Here is a 17,450-nt window from a genome sequence, read left to right as displayed (position 1 = left end):
ACGTTCGCACGTCATTTTCAAGACTTTTCGCCAAAGAGATGAAGGGACGCGCCGGCACGCCCGGCGCGTCGGCGCGCGGGGCCGTCACCCCGAGGCCGACACGCATTGCACCGCGGCGGCGCTGGCATGGTCGATGAGCACGGCGCGTCCGGGCAGCACCATGTCGTCATGGTCGAACGACGTCCACATCTCGCCGGGGATGCCGTTCATCTGGTCGGTGGCCCGGTCGCCGGTGGGGAACACCACGCGGATCGCGCAATGCTCCGGTACGCGGACATGTCTGCTGGTCTCGGTGGCGAACACCACGGTGACGCGATGGTCCGCCAACGCCTCGCGCAGTTCGGCGCAGAGCGGGTCGTCGCCGAACGGGTCGAACAGGGGGTCGGCGTCGTCGACGATCCAGACGAGACGCGGCGATTCGGGCGGCGGCGCGGGAGACGTGCGGGGCGTCCGGAAGGCGTCGGCGTCGGTATGGAGTCCGTCGTCGTGTCTGTCGCCGTGCGGTGTCGTCACGTATCCGTCCCCCTCGCGCGCGGTGAGGCGCAACGCGGGCGCGTCGTCGCCCGTCGCGCGCGCGACATGCCGTCGTATCACGTCGAGCAGGTTCGTCTTGCCGCGTCCATGCCGGCCGATGACGCCGATGTTGCCGCGGCCGAGCGGCAGTTGGGCGACGTGGAGCGTCACGCCGTCGTCGCGCAGGGCGAACGGCACGCCGCCGGAGACGGGCGTGGCGGGGAGCGACGCCAGACGGCGGGGCAGGGGAGCCGTGAACAGGGCGGGTGGCGGGATGCAGCCGTGGAACCGTGCCGCGGCGTCGACGGCGTCGACGAGCCGGGGGATGTCCCGTGCGGCGGCGCAACGCCATGAGGTCACCGTCGCGCCGTCGTTGCAGTAGGCGACGCCGGGCAGCGACGGCGGGATGTACGCCGCCTTCGTCGAACCGAGCAGCTCCGACGACTGCACGCCGTCGCGCACGCGCAGGCATATGCCGAGCGACATGTTCGCCTTCATGTCGGACGACACCTGGCCCGCCGGATGCTGCGTGCAGGCGATCACATGCATGCCGAGCGCACGTCCGAGCGAGGCGATGCGCACCAGCCGGTCCACCATGTCCGGCAGCTGGTCCTTCAGCGCGTGGAATTCGTCGACCACGATGACGAGGCGTGGAGGCGCCATGGCACCCAGATCGGTCACGTCCTGTGCGTGCGCGTCGGCTATGAGCCGTTCGCGTCGTTTCAGCTCGGCCTCGATGGCGTTGAGGGCGCGCGTGGCGTGCCGCAGGTCGAGATCGCAGACGTTGCCGACGCAGTGGGGGAGCCGTTCCAACGCACGGAACGCGGTGCCTCCCTTGAAATCGAGGAACACGAACCGCAGATCGTCCGGCGCGTTGCGGCAGGCCAGGGCGAGGCACCAACTCTGCAACAGCACCGATTTGCCCGATCCCGTGGTGCCCGCGACCAGTGCATGCGGCCCCTGTCGCCTCAGGTCGAGCCGGAACACGCCGTCCGCATGCATGCCGACCGGCACGTCCAGCGAGGCGGGTTCCAGCCACCGGCGTGCGATCGTGCGCCACGGCAGGTCGTCGTCGCTCGGTCGCAGCGACAACAGTCCCTCCAACGGCGTCGCGTCGATCAGGTCGAGCCGTGTGCCGTCGTCGATGGCCTCGCGGCGCGCCGCCTCGTCCCGCGCGATGTCGTCGTCACCGGCGCGGCCGCCGCGTCGTCGCGCCGCGGAGGCGAGCATCATGGCGAGACAGCCGATGATCGAGGGGACGAGCATCATGGCGAACAGCCAGCGCCGCATCGCGAGCAGCACGGCGAGCATGATGGCCTGCGCGACGAGCGGCGCCGCCGTCGCCACCATGGTGAGCCGTTCCTCGCGGCGTGACGGATCGTCGCGGCGGCGGTCGCCGTTTCCGCGTCGGCGTGCTGATGATCGTGACCTGCGTGTCATGCGACCAGTGTGGACGGACGGCGCATGCGGACGCAAACGGCGTGGGGAATGTGGTCGGAGCCCTCACGAATCTTCACAATTCGGAAGGGCTCCGATGATCGGTCGTACGGGCGGGGCGAGGCGGCCGAAGGCATGTCCCGCACCGCCGGACATCAGCTGTTCTCGGCGAGCGTGCCGACGGTACCCGCCTTGTGCGTGCCCGCAGCGAGTTCGGAGAACAGCTCCGTGTTCTTCGTGTCGTCGAGCAGCACCGAGGAGCCGACGCCATCGACCTGATAATCGGGGTCGGACCAGTAGACGCTGCCGGTGACGCCCTTGGACCCGGTGGCGTCCTTGAACGCCAGCGCCATGTCGATCAGGGTGGCGGTGGAGGTCTTCGAATCGAAGGTCACGGCCGCGAGACCGGCGTCCGCCACCTTCATCGCCTTCGCCGGATTGCCCAGCACCTCCTTGGAGGAGACCTTCGAGACGATCGCCGAGATCACCTGACGTTGGCGTTGGGCGCGGCCGAAGTCGCCGTTCGCGTCCGAATAGCGCATGCGGGAGAACGCGAGCGCCGTCGTGCCGTCCGCCACATGGCATCCGGCCTGCCAGTCCAGTCCGGAATAGGGGTCCTGCACCGTATCGTCGTAGCACAGGTTCACGCCTCCGGCCGCGTCGACCACGGTCGTGAGCCCGCCGAACTTGATCTTGGCGATGTGGTCGATTTTCTGCCCGGTGATCTGCTCCACGGTGCCGACGAGCGCCTGGTTGCCGCTGAGCTGCGCGACCGCGTTGATCTTCATGTAGGTGCCGTCCACCTGGGTGAGCGAATCGCGGGGGATGGAGACGAGCGAGCTGGGGCCGTTCTTCGGCTTGGTGAGCACGAGGATCGTGTCCGTGCGGAAGCCGGGCGTGTCGTCGGCGCTGCCTCCGGCCGTTCCGTCGCGTTCGTCGGAGCCGAGGATCAGCCATGTCTCCGCCGACGTGTTCGCGGCGGAGGTGAGCCAGCCGCCCTCCTTGTTGAGGCGGGAGTCCACCCAATGCCATGCGCCGAACACGGCGAGCACGAGCGCGACGAGCAGCACGGCGAGCGTGCCGAGGATGATGTGCGGGGCGCGATGGCGCAGGGTGCGCAGCGCATGCCCTCGCCCCGCATGCTGCAGTCCGTCGCGGGCGGCGGCATCGCGTCGCGTGTTCGCGACAGGGGCGCCGTGCGGACGATCCGTCCTCGTCGCGCGTGCCATGCGGTCGTCGGGACGATGCGGGCCTGCGACGTTGCTGGAACCCGTCGACCGTCGGGCGGCGCGTGCCGGCGCGGGGGAGAAGCTGCGGGGTGCCTCATTCCGGACATGCGGGGCGGCCGAAGCCGATGACGCCGATCGCGGCGCGGATGAGGAACGGGCCGACTGGGCTGATGCGGCCGTGGACCTCGAGATGTGCGGAGCCGAGGACGATGCACCGGAACGCGGTGCGAACGAGGCGGGGGCCGGTTGCGACGACTGCCTCGTACGGGCGTGACGCGCCTCGGCGCGTGACGGGGTCGGGGTGAAGCTCGGCGGTACGGCCGAAGACACGGGCGCAGGCGATGCGGCCGGCGTGGGCTGCATGGTGCGGGCCGGAGCGGCTTCCGCCGCGGGACGACGTCGGGATCCGGCGGGGATGAAGCTCGGAGGAATCCCCTGAGAGCGTGATTCCTCGTCTTCCTGCGTCATGCCGCCTCCCCATGCCTGTCGATCGGATACGTTGTCTGAACCTATGTCACTGTTGCACATCGTGGTGTCGGGACGGGACGGGTGCCCGTTATTTTCTCATTTCCGGCACATGCGGAAGGCCCGTGACGCGCATCCGCGTCGCGGGCCTTCCAGCGGAAACCGTCGCGTCCGTCCGCGGCCTACTGCTTGGCGGGGCAGGCCACGTTGTTGAGGAAGGCTTCGGAGATGCCGATCACCTGGCCGCTGGCCGCGTCCTTGATGATGCCGGTCTCCGTGTCAATCACGCCGCCGGTGGCCGTGTCGATGTACTGGCCGGAGGCGTCCTGTTCGACGCCGTCGGCGATCTTCGTGTTGCCGGTCTGGGACTGGTCGGAGCCCTGCTGGCCGGTCGTGGACTGGTCCGTGGCACCCTGGTCGGTCGAGGTCTGGTCGGAGCCGCCGTTCTGATCGGACTGCGTGGCATCGGACTGTCCGGTCTGGTTGGAGCCCGTGGAACCGGAATCCGTGGACTGCGCCACGAACGGCTCGCCGTTGCGCATCTTCGCCCACAGGGTGTCGGCGTCATCGCCCCACACCACGCGGTTCGGGTCGCTCGGCGCGGCGACCACCGGCACGGTGCGCGTGTAGAAGTTCGAGACGTTGAGATCCTTGAGGCTCATGGCGAGGCCGGCGAGCGTGGTCGTGTTCGCCAATCCCTTGGAGATGTTGAGCGACTTGAGCGCGGCCTTGGCGAGCTGGTACAGCTGTCCGGACTGGGTGAGCAGGTTCTTCTGCAGCGCCTCGTTGAGCAGCTGCTTGACGAGATACTGCTGGCGGGTGGTGCGCTGCACGTCGGAGCCGTCGCCGGCGCCGTGGCGCAGACGGGCGTACTGGGTGGCGGCGGTGCCGTCGAGATGCTGCCAGCCCTTGTTCAGGTACGTGCCGGTGTAGTCGTCGGAGATGTCCGCGGGGATGCACAGGTCCACGCCGTTGACCGCGTCGATCATGTTCTTCAGACCGTTGAAGTCCACGACGATGAAGTTCTGGATGTTGAGCCCGGTCAGCGAGTTCACCGCGTTCATCGTGCAGCTGGCCGCCGAGGCGAGGTCGCCGCCCTGGCTGTAGCCGGAGGCGAAGATCGAGTTGAACATCACGTTGTACTGGGCGCCCACCGTGCCGTTCGAGGTCTCGCAGCTCGGGGCGTCTACGAGCGAGTCGCGGGGGATGGAGACGAGGTTGATGTACTTGCGGTCCGCGGAGATCTGCATGACCATCGTCGTGTCCGCGTTATGCGTGCCTTCCAGATCGTCGCCGGAGCCGCCGATGGCGCTGTTGTCGCCGTCGCGCGTGTCCTGCCCGAGGATGAGGATCTCCAGCGACTTGCCGGCGTTCGGGTCGACGACCTGCGTGGAGGCGGACTTGCCGTTCTGCTGGATGACGTCGACGGCCTGATCGGCGATCGTGCCGTTGATGTCCAGCAGGGTCGCCCCCGCCGCGGTGCCGGCGAACACGAGCACGGCCGCCACCGCGCAGATCACGGTGTTGCGCAGCCTGTGCTGTACGCGGAACGCCACGCTGTGGCGGGGGGAGTAGTCGCCCCAGCCGTTGACGTTGGGGACATCGGCACCGGATCTCTTCGAGCTCACGGACGCAAACCTTCCTGTCGGAGACAAAAATCCTTTCGATTGTACGGCAGGCGGACGAAAACACCTCAGGAGGCCGATGGCGGAGTGCATCCGGGCCGCCGGAATCCGGCGAAAACGCTCCATATACCACAGTCCGCGTCCGAAGTGTGGCATTGACACGGCTCCACTTGACAAAAGACGAAGCGCATGTGTGTAATCTAACACGAAGGAACAGGCTCGAGTCAGGCAAGGGAGGTCATGCGCATGTGGGGCATTGCCGAGGACTCCGCCGACGAGCCGCTGGAGGAACTGCTGTGGGGGTTGTTCTCGCCGGACGGCGACGTGTCATGGCAGCGCAAGGCGCTGTGCTCGCAGACCGACCCCGAGGCGTTCTTCCCGGAGAAGGGCGGCTCGACGCGTGACGCCAAGCGCGTATGCGCGCAATGCGAGGTGCGCCAGCAATGTCTGGAATGGGCCATCGACCATGACGAACGGTTCGGCATCTGGGGCGGCATGAGCGAGAGGGAACGCCGACGGTACAAGAAAACACGCAAGGAGCAGGCGTGACTGACAACGAACGAACTTCCACCATGACGGGCGGCGTGCGCCGGGTTCTGGCCGACGCATTGGCCGCCCGTCCGTATTCGCACGCGAGGGCCGTCGAATCCGGCATCGCCGCGGTCGTGGCCGTCGAGGAGGATCTCCGTTTCCTCCCCGCCACGCTCGCCGCCCTGTTCGGACAGACCGTGCTGCCCGGCGTCATCGTCATCGCCGACTGCACCGGCGGCACGGCGCAGCCGCTGCGGACCTCGTTCGATGTGACGGTGACGCCATCCGACCCGATGCTGGGCCACGAGCCGCGCAAGGTGTCCGTCGACGTGCGTCTCGTCCGCGCGCAAGGCGCGTCGTCGTTCGGCGACGCCGTCGCCAAGGCGCTGGACTATGCGCGGCTGGACGCGACCACACGCGCCCTGTGGCTGCTGCACGACGACTCCCGCCCCGCCGACGAGCGTTGCCTGGAGCATCTCGTCGAGGCGTGGCGCAACTCGCCGGGAGCCTCCCTGCTCGGAGGCAAGCAGCTCGACTGGGAGGGGACGCGTCTGCACGGCGTCGGCGCTTATGCGGCCGGCCACGCCGTCAACACGCTGGTCGTCGACGGCGAACCCGATCAGGAGCAGTACGATTCCCGCGCCGACGTCTTCGCCGTGTCGATGGCGGGCGCGCTCGTCCCGATGGAGACGTACCGCGCGTTCGGCGGCCTGAACGGATGGTTCACCACCTACGCCGAAGGCGTCGACCTGTGCCGCAGGATCTGCCGGGGTGGCGGCCGCGTGGTCGTCGTGCCGCGAGCCGGCATCGCCCATCGCCGCGCCCGTTTCGAGGGCGTGCGCACCCGGGAGGGCGAGGGCGTCGACGAGGAGGACGCCGTCAATCCCGCCATGCGCGTGCTGTCCGCGTGGCGGCACTACCGGTACACGGACATCGCCATGCTCCGCTGGCCGCTCGTGTGGCTGTGGTCGCTGGTCGCCGCCGTCGGCCTCGCGCTGGCGCGTCTCGTCGCCAAGCAGCCGTATGAGGCGTGGTGCGAACTGTGCATGCCATGGCGTGCGCTCGCCTCCCTGCCGGGGGCGATGCGCGCCCGCAGGACCGTCGCGCGCCAGACGAAGGTGGACAAGCGGCGTCTCGCCCTGCTCACCGCCTCGCGCGAGCAGCTCGCACAGTGGCGCGAACGGTGCCGCGCCCTCGCCGACCAGCGGGGCACCGTACTGCTCGGTCCTCTGGTCCGTTCCCATCTGCGCATGCGTGCGCTCCGGCGTTGGGGGCTCGCGGCCGCGATGGCTGTGGCGGCCTTCGTCGCGGTGCTGGCGCTCGACTGGTCGCTGTTCCGCGCGGCCATGTCCGGCTCGTCGCTGACCTCCGCGCAGTGGCTGCCGACCAACGCCTCGCTCGCCCAACTGGCCGTCGCGGCCACCACCCAGTGGACGTGGGGCGTCGGCGTCGCCGCCCCGCCCGCCCCATGGCTGTGGGTCCTGCTGCTCGTCTCGTTGCTCACCGGCGGGCATGTGGCCGCCGCGACGAGCGTCATGTTCTTCCTCGCCGCGCCGCTCGCCGCGCTCTCCTTCTGGGCGTTGGCCGGCGTATTCACCCGTTCCGACGCGGTGCGTGTGATCTCCGGCCTGCTGTGGGCGTCGCTCGGACTCGCGCTCGGACTGTATTCGGCGGCCGATCTGCCGATGCTCACCGTGATGGTGTTCCTTCCGGCGGCGTTCGCGTTCACGTTCCGCGCCGTGGGGCTCTACCATACGGAGGATCCGATCCGCCCCCGCCCCTCGGTGCAGTCCTCGGCCGCGGCGGCCCTGTGCTATATGCCGGTGGTCGCCGCCGAACCGCAGCTGCTGCTGCCGCTCGTCGTCACGTTCCTCGTGTTCCTGCTGTTCGTGCCGCGTCACCGCGCGATGCTGCTGCTCATGCCGTTGCCCGCGGCGCTGCTCGCCGCGCCCACGCTCGTCGCGTGCGTGCGCTACGCCTCGCGCGGCGAATGGCGTCAGCTGTTCGGCGACATGACGGTCCCGTCGTCGGCCGTCGACGGCAGGCCCGCGGCGCTCAACCTCACCGAGGTGGTCGTCCGGGCGTTCGGCTTCGACGAATCCGCAGGCTTCGGCCGGTTCTGGACCTCGGGCTTCGGCATCGCCACGCTGTGCATGCTGCTCGCCGTGACCGTGCTCGCCGTCGTCTCGCTGGTCCTGCCGTTCGCCCTGCGCGCCTCCCGCATGATGTGGGTGACGATCGTGGCCGGCGGCGCGTTGAGCCTCGGCTCGGCCCGCGTCGCCGTCGCGCTGGATGCCGACGGCGCCGTCGGAGGCTCCGTGCTGCCCGGTCTCGTGTTCGCGATGCTCGGCGCCCTGTCGTGCGTGTGCCTGATGGCGGGAGGCGCGGTGCGCCGGTTCATCGCGTTGCGCGCTCCCGGTGCCGCCGGCGGGGAACATCCGTCGGGACGCCGCGTCGCGATCGCCGTCGGACGCGTGTTCCTGTGCGTCGCCCTGTCCGTCGGCGTCGTCGCATGGACCGGGTTCTCCACGGCCCGTCACGTCGCCGGCTCGGTACGCGTCGCCGGCTCCGGTCTGCCGATGGTCGCCATGGACATGCTTGAGGGACAGCCCGGCCAGCGCATTCTCGCGCTCGACGCGGAATCACGCTCCAACGTCTCCTACGCGGTGATGGACACCTCGACCGGCGACCTGGTCGATTCGTCGCCCGCATGGCGGGCGCGTCAGGCGGCCGGACAGGAGAACGCCACGGACACCGCCATCGGCGGACTGTCCGCGAGGCTCCTGTCGAACAGCGACGACGCGGCCATCGCCGAACTCGTCAGGCTCGGATTCGGCGGCGTGTTCGTCGTTTCCGGCCAGTCCGGTTCCGACCAGCTCGCCACGAACATCACCGCATCCGACGGCACCCAGTCGGTCGTCACCTCGAACGACGGCACCTACTATCGCCTGACCGCGGCCGAAGGCACGGGCATCGGCGTCGACGCCAAGGGGGAACAGGCCATGGAGCACAGCCCGTGGCGCTACGCGTGGCTGGCCGCGCTCGGTGTGACGAGCCTGCTGTACGTACTGGTCGCCATACCTCGGCGGCGTCGGGGAGAACGGCTCGAAGAGGACGAGCAGGGCGCACAGGCCGAATCCGGACAGGAGGTCGTGAAGGCATGAACCGGCAGGGAACCCCGATGCGCGTGCTGCGCATCATCGTCGCGGTCGTCACCAGTGTGCTGCTTCTCGCGGCGTTCGCGCTGCTGGCGGTCGTTCGCATGCCCGATCTGATGGTCGACGGCGCATCCGGCACGCTCGGATCCTCGCACCGCATCGTGCAGGAGAAGCTCGAAGCCTACTGCCCGGCCCGCATGCAGCTGCCCGACTCCACCGACTGGGGCGACAGCGAATACCGTGCCTCCGACGGCGACATCGCCACGTCCACGGCGCTCGCCGCGTTCGGATCCGTCTACGCCTCCGCGTCCTCGCCGCTGGATCTGACCGGCGGCGCGAAGACCGCGGCGCTCAAGGCCCCGACCGATGCGGTCAGCCGTGACGCCATGGTGCTTCGGGACGACGGCGACTACTCCCGGCTGCTCGACACGAACCTGCTCAAGGCGGGCGACGGTTCCGGACATGCCGGCGTCACCGTGTCGCACGCCTCCGACGGCGACCTGCGGGGCATCGCCGCCGCCACCTGCGTCACCCCGGCGATGAGCCAGTCGTTCCTGCTGACCTCCACGGCGACCGGCACCCGCCAGCAGCTGGTGCTCGCCAACCCCTCGTCGAAGGCGACTACCGTGTCCGTCACCGTGGTCGGCAGCAAGGACGCCGGCAGGATGAGCCTGTCCACCGCGGGCAGCGCCACCGTCGCCGCCGAAAGCGAAACCGTCGTCGACCTGTCCGCCGCGGCATCCGGGCAGGACGGCCTCTACGTCACCGTCGACAGCGGAGCCGCGCCGGTGGGCGCCGTCGTGCGCACCACGTCGAGCAGCGGACTGACGCCCAAGGGATCCGACTTCGCGATGCCGACGGGCGACGCCACCGTGACGAACGTCATTCCCGGCGTCGCCGAAGGCGACGCCGTCAGACTCTACCTGTACGGCGGGCAGGCTGGGGAGGCGTCCCTCTCCTGGGCCACCGACAACGGCACGAAGGACATCCGCAAGGAGCAGGTGAAGGCCGACCGCGTCGCCGTCATCGATCTGGGCAAGGCTCCCAAGGGCGCGCGCGGCGTCATCGTCTCCGGCGGCGACCACGCCTTCGTGGCCTCCGCCAAGGCGACGCGCTCCGGCTCCGGCGGCCAGGAGGACTTCGCGCTGCTGCAGGCCGCGCAGCCCGCGGTCTCCTCCGGCATGGCGATCGCCGACGGCGTCGACACGACGCTCACGTTCATCAACGCCGGCGACGAGGATGCGACCGTGAAGCTCACGTTCATGGACGGGTCCGGCAAGGCCGGCGACGAGCGCGACGTGACCGTCAACGCGCATGACGCGACCACCGTGAAGGGCGAGGGCGTCGCGGCCGTCGTATCCGACGAGAACAAGACGGTCTCCTGGGGTGCGCGCATCACCGGCGGCGGTCTCGACGCGTCGAAGACCGCGGGCCTGTCCGCGGTCGCGCCCACCACGCTCGCGGTGCGCGAGGAGATCGTCAGGGCCGTTCCCGATTCGTCGATCGTGCGCTGACGGAGGGATAGGGCCGACCGGGCCTCACCATTCGAAGTCCGGGTCGAGCTCCTCCGGCCGACGGCCGTACAGTTCGCCCAGACGGATGACGAGTTCGTCGCGGATCGCCCACTGGAGATCGTCCCGGCCGCGCGTATGCGACTGCAACGGCATGCGGTAGAGCACGATGCGCGCCGGCATGCCATGCTCGGGCGGGAACAGGCGTGAGTTGACGCTCGGCTCCGCCTCCCACGGCGCCGGGTCGGAAGGCGGCACGTCCTCCACCGCGAACTGCACCGGCTTGACCAGTTGGGGCCACGCCTCGGCCAGACGGCGGATATGCGCGGCCACCAGATCGTCGAACATGCCCGAACGGGTGCGGTACCGTGGCAGACGTGTGCCGAACATCGGCGTACGCATGCCACGTCCATGACGATTGCGGTATACTCGTTCATTCCAAGGGGCTTCAAGCATGGCACCCACTGTAGGCCATGCCGGCGGCAACCGCGAGGACGCGGCCGGCACAGGCATGGCGGCTAGGATAGTGCGCATGCGATCGCCGCATGCGACGGACAGGAGACGACGATGATCAGACCGTGGGACGACTGGGATCTCGACATGCTCTGCGCCCGCATGCGATTGATCGGCTTCGATCTGGACAACACGCTCGCCAACTCGAAGAAACCCATGGTCCCCGCGATGGCGCACCGGTTCAGCGAACTCACCCGCCGCATCGACGTGGCCGTCATCACCGGAGGACGCTACGGACTCGTCGTCAGCCAGATCCTCGACGTACTCGACCCCGGCGCCGATCTCGCCCGCCTCCACCTCATGCCCACGTCCGGCACCTGCTACCGTCGTTGGGAAGACGGCGCATGGACCAAGGTGTTCAGCCACGATCTCGACGACGACCAGCGTTCACGCGCCCGCGAAAGCCTGGAACGCCGGGCCCGCGAGCAGGGCGTCTGGTTCGAGAAGGTGTGGGGCGAACGCATCGAGGACCGCGGATCCCAGATCACCCTGTCCGTGCTCGGCCAGCAGGCGCCATTGGAGGCCAAGCAGGCGTTCGACCCGACCAACGAGGTGAAGGCGCGGCTCGCCGAGGCGGTCGCCGCCGACCTGCCCGACCTCAAGGTGCATGCGGGCGGCTACACGAGCATCGACGTGGCGCAACGCGGCATCGACAAGGCGTTCGCCGTGCGCGAGCTCGCCCGGCAACTCGGCATCGACGTCGGGAGCATCGCGTTCGTCGGCGACCGCATGCAGCCCGGCGGCAACGACTATCCCGCGGCACAGGCGGGCGCCATGGGCATATCGGTCTCCGACCCGTCCGACACGATGCGGCTGATCGACGGGTTGCTGGAACGCCTGCCCCTCCCCGCGGGCATCACGCGGTAGGAGCTGATGACGATGCGCGCCGGCACGCTGCTCCCCGCCATGATGGGACTCGTGCTGCCGCGCGGTTGCGCAGGCTGCGGCATGCCGGACGACGTGCTCTGCCCGGCATGCCGCAGCCTGTTCGATGACACGGTGATCGTGCCGTCATGCGTGCCGGGCGTGCCCGTGGTCGCATGCGCGACCTATCGCGGTGCGGTCAGACGGGCCATCCTCGCGTGGAAGGATCATGGCGACGAGGAATGTGACCGCCCGTTCTCCCAGGCGCTATGCGCGCTCGCGGACCGGATGCCGGTGGAGGGCGTCATCGGCGGGGAAGGCGACGCCCGCCGCATCGGAGACCGGGACGTGACGCTCATCGTTCCGGCGCCGTCGTCGCAACGGTCGTCACGGCGTCGCGGGCGCAGGCACATGCGGCCGCTGGCACGCGCCATCGCCGCGGCATGCCGTGCGCGGGGCGTGCCAGCGCGCGCGGAGGAGGCGCTGGCGTCGCACACCACGGGTGGCAGATCCGTGGAGATGAAGGGGCGCGCCGGCCGCGCCGCCCGTGTGGGAGGCAGCGGCATCGTCGTGACGCGGCCATCGCTGGTACGGGGTCGACGCGTCATACTCGTCGACGACATCGTCACCTCCGGCGCGACGATGCGCGCCTGCGCGGCCGCGCTGCGGACGGCTGGCGCGCGGGTCGTCGCCTGTCTCGCGCTCGCGGCTACGCCGCGGTATGACGCTTCGGCAACGTGATTTCGAAATCGGCGCCGCGCATGTCGTCGACGACGCGCACGTCGCCGCCGTGCAGCTGGGCCGCCCAACGCGCGATCGACAGGCCGAGGCCCGTGCCGCCCGATTCGGTGCCCGGACCGGACTTGCCCTTGACGAAGCGCCGGAAGATGTCCGAACGCGCCTCGGGGGCGATCTGCGAGCCGAAGTTCACGACGTTCGTCACCACCGTGCCGTGCGTCTCGTCCTCATGGACCTCGACGAGCACGCTCGTGCCGTCGGGGGAGTGCTTCAACGCGTTGCCGATGATGTTGGTGAACAGCTGGCGCAGACGATCCTGATCGCCCTCCATCATGATGCCGGGGGCGACCTGCATGCGGATGTCGTGCGCGTGGCCGCCGTCGGCGATCTCCAACGGCTCGATCGTGTCGTCGAGGAACTCGCCGAAATCGAACCGTTCGATCTCGAGGCTCGCCGCGCCCGCCTCCATGCGGCTCAGATCGAGCAGGAACGCGATGAGGTCGCTCAGCCGCTGCGTCTGGTCGAGGATGCCCTCCAGATTCGCGGGCGTCGGTTCGGTGACGCCGTCCGCCATGTTCTCCACCTGCGCCTGCAGCGCGGAGACCGGCGTGCGCAGCTCATGGCTCACGTTGGCGATCATGTCGCGGCGCATCTGGTCGGCGTGCTGGAGCTCGGCGGCCATCTCGTTGAACGAACGGGCGAGCTGGCCCACCTCGTCATGGCTGGACTCGTCCATCGGCACGCGCACCGTGTAGTCGCCGTCGGCCATCGCCTCGGCGGCGTCGCGCAACTGCCGCAGGCGCGCGGTGAGACCGCGCGAGAATAGATACGTGATGCCGAGCGCCACCACGAGGGTGACCGGCATGGCGAGCCATCCGCTCCAGCCGAATTTCAGCAGGAACCAGCACATCGTGAACGCGATCGCCGTGGCGAACACGAGCAGCGCGCACAATTCGAGTTTGAGCGAGGAGAATACGCCGAGCGGGCGCACGCGTTCGCGGCGTGCGCCCGCCCGGCGGGAGTCGACGGGTTTCGGCATCGGCGTCATCCGTTCCCGTGCGCCGTCACTCGGCCGACGGAGGCTCGAACGCATAGCCGACGCCATGCACCGTGCGGATCATGTTCGGACCGAGCTTGTGACGCAGTGCCTTCACATGGCTGTCGACCGTGCGGGTGCCGGACGCGTCCACCCAGTCCCACACCTCCTCGAGGAGCTTCTCGCGGGTGAGCACCGACTTGGGCTTTCGCGCCAGCGTGGCGAGCAGGTCGAACTCGGTGGGGGTGAGATGCACGTATTCGCCGTTCACGCTCACCGTGCGCTGCGCCGGGTCGATGACCAGCGAGCCGAAGTCGAGGATCTTCTCGTTCTCGGCGTTCTTGGCGATGACCTTCGCGCGTTCGACGCGACGCAGCAGCGCCTTGCAGCGTGCGATGAGCTCGCGCATCGAGAACGGCTTGGTCATGTAGTCGTCCGCACCGGCCCCCAGACCGATCACCTTGTCCGCCTCGTCGTCGCGGGCGGTGAGGATGAGCACCGGCACCGGACGGGCGGCCACGATGCGTTTCGTCGCCTCGAGGCCGTCCATCACCGGCAGCATGATGTCCATGATCACCAGATCGGGCCTCAGCTGCGCCGCGGCCTGCACGGCGCTGGCGCCGTCGCCGGCCACGCGCGCCGTCCACCCTTCGGCGGTGATGCGCTGCGCGATGGCCGTGGCCAGCGTCGGTTCGTCCTCCACGACCAGCACCGTGCGGGGCGTGGTCTGTTGGCGTGCCGTGGTATTGAGCATGGTTGTTCTTGCCGCCTTTCAGCCGGTGATCAGTGGGTGTTCGCCTTTCGTCACTCTTCCGGCTTCAAGAATACAGCGCCGAGCGCCGGAATGGTGAGTTTCGCCGAGGCCGGGCGCGAATGGTACTCGCCGGCGTCCGCCTCGAACGTGCCGTTCTTGATGTCGGAGCCGCCGTACTTCTTCGCGTCGGTGGTGAACACCTCGGTCCACTTGCCGCCCTTCGGCAGCGGCACCTGGTAGTCGGACCAGGCCTCGCCGGAGAAGTTCACGACCACGACGACGGTCTCGCCCTTGGAGCCGACGCGCATGAAGCTCAGCGTGTTGTGGTCGGCGTCGTCGCTGGTGAGCCACTGGAAGCCGTCGGGCGTGAAGTCCTGGCTCCAGATGGCCGGCGTGTCCTTGTACAGCTTGTTGAGGTCGGCGACCATGGACTGCACCTCGCGGTGGTCCTCCCAGTCGAGGCACGCCCAATCGATCGAGTTGTTGTGGTCCCATTCGCCCCACTGCGCGAGCTCGTTGCCCATGAACGTGAGCTTCTTGCCCGGATGCGCCCACTGGTAGGCGAACAGGGCGCGCACGCCGGCGTACTTCTGCCAGCCGTCGCCCGGCATCTTGCCGTACAGGGAGCCCTTGCCGTACACGACCTCGTCGTGGCTCAGCGGCAGCACGTAGTGCTCCGAGTAGGCGTACACCATCGAGAAGGTGATCTCGTTGTGGTGCCACTTGCGGTTGATGGGCTCCTCGTGCAGGTACTCGAGCGTGTCGTGCATCCAGCCCATGTTCCACTTGAGGCCGAAGCCGACGCCGCCCTGGTCGGTGGGGGCGGTGATGCCCGCGTAGGCGGTGGACTCCTCGGCGATCATCAGAATGCCCGGGTTGTTCTTGTACGCGGTGGCGTTCGCCTCCTTGAGGAAGTCGATGGCCTCCAGGTTCTCGCGTCCGCCGTAGATGTTCGGATGCCACTGGCCGGGCTCGCGGCTGTAGTCGAGGTACAGCATCGAGCTGACCGCGTCGACGCGCAGGCCGTCGATGTGGTATTCGCCGAGCCAGAAGCAGGCGTTGGCGACGAGGAAGTTGCGCACCTCGTGGCGGCCGAAGTTGAAGATGTAGGTGCCCCAATCCGGGTGCTCGCCGCGGGTCGGGTCCGGATCCTCGTACAGCGGGGTGCCGTCGAAGCGGCCGAGCGCGAACGCGTCCTTCGGGAAGTGCGCGGGCACCCAGTCCATGATCACGCCGATGCCGGCCTCGTGCAGGCGGTCGACGAGGTACTTGAAGTCGTCCGGGCCGCCGAGACGCGAGTCGACCGCGTAGTAGCCGGTGACCTGATAGCCCCAGGAGCCGGTGAACGGGTATTCGGCGAGCGGCATGAACTCGACGTGCGTGAAGCCCATCTTCTCGATGTACGGCACGAGCTTGTCGGCCAGCTCGCGGTAGTTGCTCACGTCCTTGCGCCAGCTGAGCGCGTTCATCTCGTAGATGGCGACCGGCTTGTTCATCGGGTCGGTCTTGGCGCGGTTCTCCATCCACGCGTCGTCCTGCCACTCGTGCGTCGAGTCGACGACGATCGAGCCGGTGGCCGGCGGCACCTCATGGGAGCGCTCCATCGGATCGGCCTTGTCGACCCACTCGTAGTTGGCGTTGAGGATCTGGTACTTGTACACCTCGCCGGCGCCGATGCCCGGGATGAAGATCTCCCACACGCCGGAGGAGCCGAGCGCGCGCATCGCGTGGCGGCGGCCGTCCCACGAGTTGAAGTTGCCGATCACGCGCACCGCGTGCGCGTTCGGCGCCCACACGGCGAAGGAGACGCCGGACACGTCGCCCATTGGATCGGAGTAGTGGCGCACGTGCGCGCCCAAGGCCTCCCACAGGCGTTCGTGGCGGCCCTCGCCGAACAGGTAGGTGTCCATCTCGCCGACAGTGGGCAGGTAGCGGTACGGGTCGTCCTCGACGAACGGCTCGCCGCCCTCGTAGGAGACCTTCACACGGTAGTCGGGCACGCTGTAGCCGTGCTCGGTGCGGGCGGAGGGCACCACCGCGATGAACACGCCATTGTATTCATGCTCGGCCGGGTATTCCCCGTCCTGGGTGAGGATGGCGACGGTCTTCGCCATCGGGCGCAGGACGCGGATCGTGGTCTGGTCGGCATGCGGATAGTTCGCCATATGCGCGCCGAGGATGGCGTGCGGGTTGTAGAACTCCGCGTTGCTGACTTTGTTGAGGTCGCCCTGGTTGACGGGCACGGCGACGGTATCTTCATTGATGTTCGTGTTTGTAGCCATGTGCATAGTGTACGGCTACAAACGTTATCATCGGCGCTTTGGCGCGTCGCGCGAGCCGCGGAAGGCGACGTGCCGGCGTGTCCGGGGTTGGTGGCATACTTGTTCAGGTTTTTTGTGGGTCTGCTTTCAGCGGAGGTTTCATGGGTTACAAGGTCGGCGATATGGTCGTCTATCCGCGCCACGGCGCGGCGAGGGTCGAGGCGGTCACCGAGCGGACCGTGAGGGGGGTCACCCGCGAGTACCTGCAGCTGTCGGTGCTGTCCTCCGACGGCCTGGTGATCAACGTCCCGGTCGACAACGCGAAGAAGGTCGGCGTGCGCGACATCGTCGACGCGAACGAGGTGGCGAAGGTGTTCGAGATCCTGCGCACCCCGATCGTCGAGAAGGAGATGAACTGGTCGCGGCGTTACAAGCTGAACGTCGAGAAGATCGCGACCGGCGACGTCAACAAGATCGCCGAGGTCGTGCGCGACCTCGCCCAGCGCGACGTCGACGAGCACGGCCTGTCCGCCGGCGAGAAGCGCATGCTCACCAAGGCGCGTTCCATCCTCACCTCGGAGATCGCCCTGTCCGAGAAGATCGACGAGGAGGAGGCGCAGCGCCTGCTCGACGTGAACCTCGGCTACAGCGAGCCGAAGCCCGGCGACGAGAAGCACCACACCGAGGCGCCCGAGGAGGCCGCCTCCGACACGATGGCCCGCCTCGACGCCGAGAAGAAGAAGAGCCGCAAGCGCTGAGCCGGGACGCCGGCCCGGATGCGTCCATGTCGGCATCCATCCGGGCCGCTTGATTAC

General features: G+C 68.6%; 13 protein-coding genes. 6 read left to right on the top strand and 7 right to left on the bottom strand.

All coding sequences use genetic code 11. From position 1 onward, the window contains the following. Positions 1–84 precede the first annotated feature (84 nt). The 3 genes from Uis4E_RS01765 to Uis4E_RS01755 form a co-directional block, all read right to left on the bottom strand. On the bottom strand, positions 85–1,863 hold the full coding sequence (locus Uis4E_RS01765; RefSeq protein WP_101621563.1) for an FtsK/SpoIIIE domain-containing protein: 1,779 nt from the start codon (positions 1,861–1,863) through the stop codon (positions 85–87). 242 nt (positions 1,864–2,105) lie between these two features. Continuing rightward, entirely contained in the window at positions 2,106–3,542 is a 1,437-nt protein-coding gene (locus Uis4E_RS01760; RefSeq protein ID WP_423734902.1) for an LCP family protein, read from the bottom strand. A 284-nt stretch (positions 3,543–3,826) separates the two neighbouring features. Continuing rightward, the gene (locus Uis4E_RS01755) at positions 3,827–5,272 is read right to left on the bottom strand and encodes an LCP family protein (protein ID WP_243394269.1); all 1,446 of its coding nucleotides are present in this window, start codon (positions 5,270–5,272) and stop codon (positions 3,827–3,829) included. A gap of 243 nt (positions 5,273–5,515) precedes the next feature. Here Uis4E_RS01755 and Uis4E_RS01750 point away from each other — a divergent pair, with 243 nt between their 5' ends. Genes Uis4E_RS01750 through Uis4E_RS01740 form a run of 3 tightly spaced genes read left to right on the top strand, consistent with a single transcriptional unit; the run spans position 5,516 to position 10,472 of the window. Further along, the gene (locus Uis4E_RS01750) at positions 5,516–5,818 is read left to right on the top strand and encodes a WhiB family transcriptional regulator (protein ID WP_034526568.1); all 303 of its coding nucleotides are present in this window, start codon (positions 5,516–5,518) and stop codon (positions 5,816–5,818) included. 23 nt (positions 5,819–5,841) lie between these two features. Continuing rightward, positions 5,842–8,964, top strand: coding sequence for a glycosyltransferase family 2 protein (locus Uis4E_RS01745; protein WP_101621557.1), 3,123 nt, complete (start codon positions 5,842–5,844; stop codon positions 8,962–8,964). Further along, positions 8,961–10,472 carry a DUF5719 family protein gene (locus tag Uis4E_RS01740; protein ID WP_133125374.1) on the top strand — a complete coding sequence of 504 codons (1,512 nt, stop codon included), beginning with the start codon at positions 8,961–8,963 and terminating at the stop codon, positions 10,470–10,472. The genes Uis4E_RS01745 and Uis4E_RS01740 overlap by 4 nt, the downstream gene beginning before the upstream one ends. A gap of 24 nt (positions 10,473–10,496) precedes the next feature. Here Uis4E_RS01740 and Uis4E_RS01735 read toward each other — a convergent pair whose 3' ends face one another. After that, the gene (locus tag Uis4E_RS01735) at positions 10,497–10,925 is read right to left on the bottom strand and encodes a metallopeptidase family protein (protein WP_101621553.1); all 429 of its coding nucleotides are present in this window, start codon (positions 10,923–10,925) and stop codon (positions 10,497–10,499) included. A gap of 111 nt (positions 10,926–11,036) precedes the next feature. Here Uis4E_RS01735 and Uis4E_RS01730 point away from each other — a divergent pair, with 111 nt between their 5' ends. Next, positions 11,037–11,849: an HAD-IIB family hydrolase gene (locus tag Uis4E_RS01730; protein WP_101621552.1), complete on the top strand. Its 813-nt coding sequence runs from the start codon at positions 11,037–11,039 to the stop codon at positions 11,847–11,849. Between the two features lie 6 nt (positions 11,850–11,855). Next, a complete protein-coding gene (locus tag Uis4E_RS01725; RefSeq protein WP_243394268.1) occupies positions 11,856–12,587 on the top strand; it encodes a ComF family protein in 732 nt (243 codons plus the stop codon). Here the strand turns inward: Uis4E_RS01725 and Uis4E_RS01720 are convergent. From Uis4E_RS01720 to glgB, 3 genes are read right to left on the bottom strand one after another with little or no spacing between them, the layout of a single operon-like run. Next, positions 12,556–13,623 carry a sensor histidine kinase gene (locus tag Uis4E_RS01720; protein WP_101621674.1) on the bottom strand — a complete coding sequence of 356 codons (1,068 nt, stop codon included), beginning with the start codon at positions 13,621–13,623 and terminating at the stop codon, positions 12,556–12,558. The two genes, Uis4E_RS01725 and Uis4E_RS01720, sit on opposite strands and share 32 nt — an antisense overlap. 25 nt (positions 13,624–13,648) lie before the next feature. Then, entirely contained in the window at positions 13,649–14,374 is a 726-nt protein-coding gene (locus Uis4E_RS01715; RefSeq protein WP_101621550.1) for a response regulator transcription factor, read from the bottom strand. A 50-nt stretch (positions 14,375–14,424) separates the two neighbouring features. Further along, positions 14,425–16,656: a 1,4-alpha-glucan branching protein GlgB gene (glgB, locus tag Uis4E_RS01710; RefSeq protein ID WP_101621548.1), complete on the bottom strand. Its 2,232-nt coding sequence runs from the start codon at positions 16,654–16,656 to the stop codon at positions 14,425–14,427. Positions 16,657–16,796: 140 nt separating this feature from the next. Here glgB and Uis4E_RS01705 point away from each other — a divergent pair, with 140 nt between their 5' ends. Further along, positions 16,797–17,393 (top strand): CarD family transcriptional regulator, encoded by a 597-nt coding sequence (locus tag Uis4E_RS01705; RefSeq protein WP_034526438.1) that lies wholly within the window; start codon positions 16,797–16,799, stop codon positions 17,391–17,393. Positions 17,394–17,450: the final 57 nt, after the last annotated feature.

The sequence above is a fragment of the Bifidobacterium parmae genome, from assembly GCF_002860365.1.
GTDB classification, from domain to species: Bacteria; Actinomycetota; Actinomycetes; order Actinomycetales; family Bifidobacteriaceae; genus Bifidobacterium; species Bifidobacterium parmae.
Note: the sequence above shows the minus strand (reverse complement) of the source record. Positions and strands in the feature narration are given on the sequence as shown.

Coding starts and splice junctions, on each gene's coding strand:
- Uis4E_RS01715 (WP_101621550.1), bottom strand. CDS start 14,374: ATGCTCAATACCACGGCACGCCAACAGACCACGCCCCGCACGGTGCTG.
- Uis4E_RS01740 (WP_133125374.1), top strand. CDS start 8,961: ATGAACCGGCAGGGAACCCCGATGCGCGTGCTGCGCATCATCGTCGCG.
- Uis4E_RS01765 (WP_101621563.1), bottom strand. CDS start 1,863: ATGGTGGCGACGGCGGCGCCGCTCGTCGCGCAGGCCATCATGCTCGCC.
- Uis4E_RS01720 (WP_101621674.1), bottom strand. CDS start 13,623: ATGCCGAAACCCGTCGACTCCCGCCGGGCGGGCGCACGCCGCGAACGC.
- Uis4E_RS01735 (WP_101621553.1), bottom strand. CDS start 10,925: ATGCTTGAAGCCCCTTGGAATGAACGAGTATACCGCAATCGTCATGGA.
- Uis4E_RS01725 (WP_243394268.1), top strand. CDS start 11,856: ATGACGATGCGCGCCGGCACGCTGCTCCCCGCCATGATGGGACTCGTG.
- Uis4E_RS01730 (WP_101621552.1), top strand. CDS start 11,037: ATGATCAGACCGTGGGACGACTGGGATCTCGACATGCTCTGCGCCCGC.
- Uis4E_RS01705 (WP_034526438.1), top strand. CDS start 16,797: ATGGGTTACAAGGTCGGCGATATGGTCGTCTATCCGCGCCACGGCGCG.
- Uis4E_RS01750 (WP_034526568.1), top strand. CDS start 5,516: ATGTGGGGCATTGCCGAGGACTCCGCCGACGAGCCGCTGGAGGAACTG.
- glgB (WP_101621548.1), bottom strand. CDS start 16,656: ATGGCTACAAACACGAACATCAATGAAGATACCGTCGCCGTGCCCGTC.
- Uis4E_RS01745 (WP_101621557.1), top strand. CDS start 5,842: ATGACGGGCGGCGTGCGCCGGGTTCTGGCCGACGCATTGGCCGCCCGT.
- Uis4E_RS01760 (WP_423734902.1), bottom strand. CDS start 3,542: ATGCAGCCCACGCCGGCCGCATCGCCTGCGCCCGTGTCTTCGGCCGTA.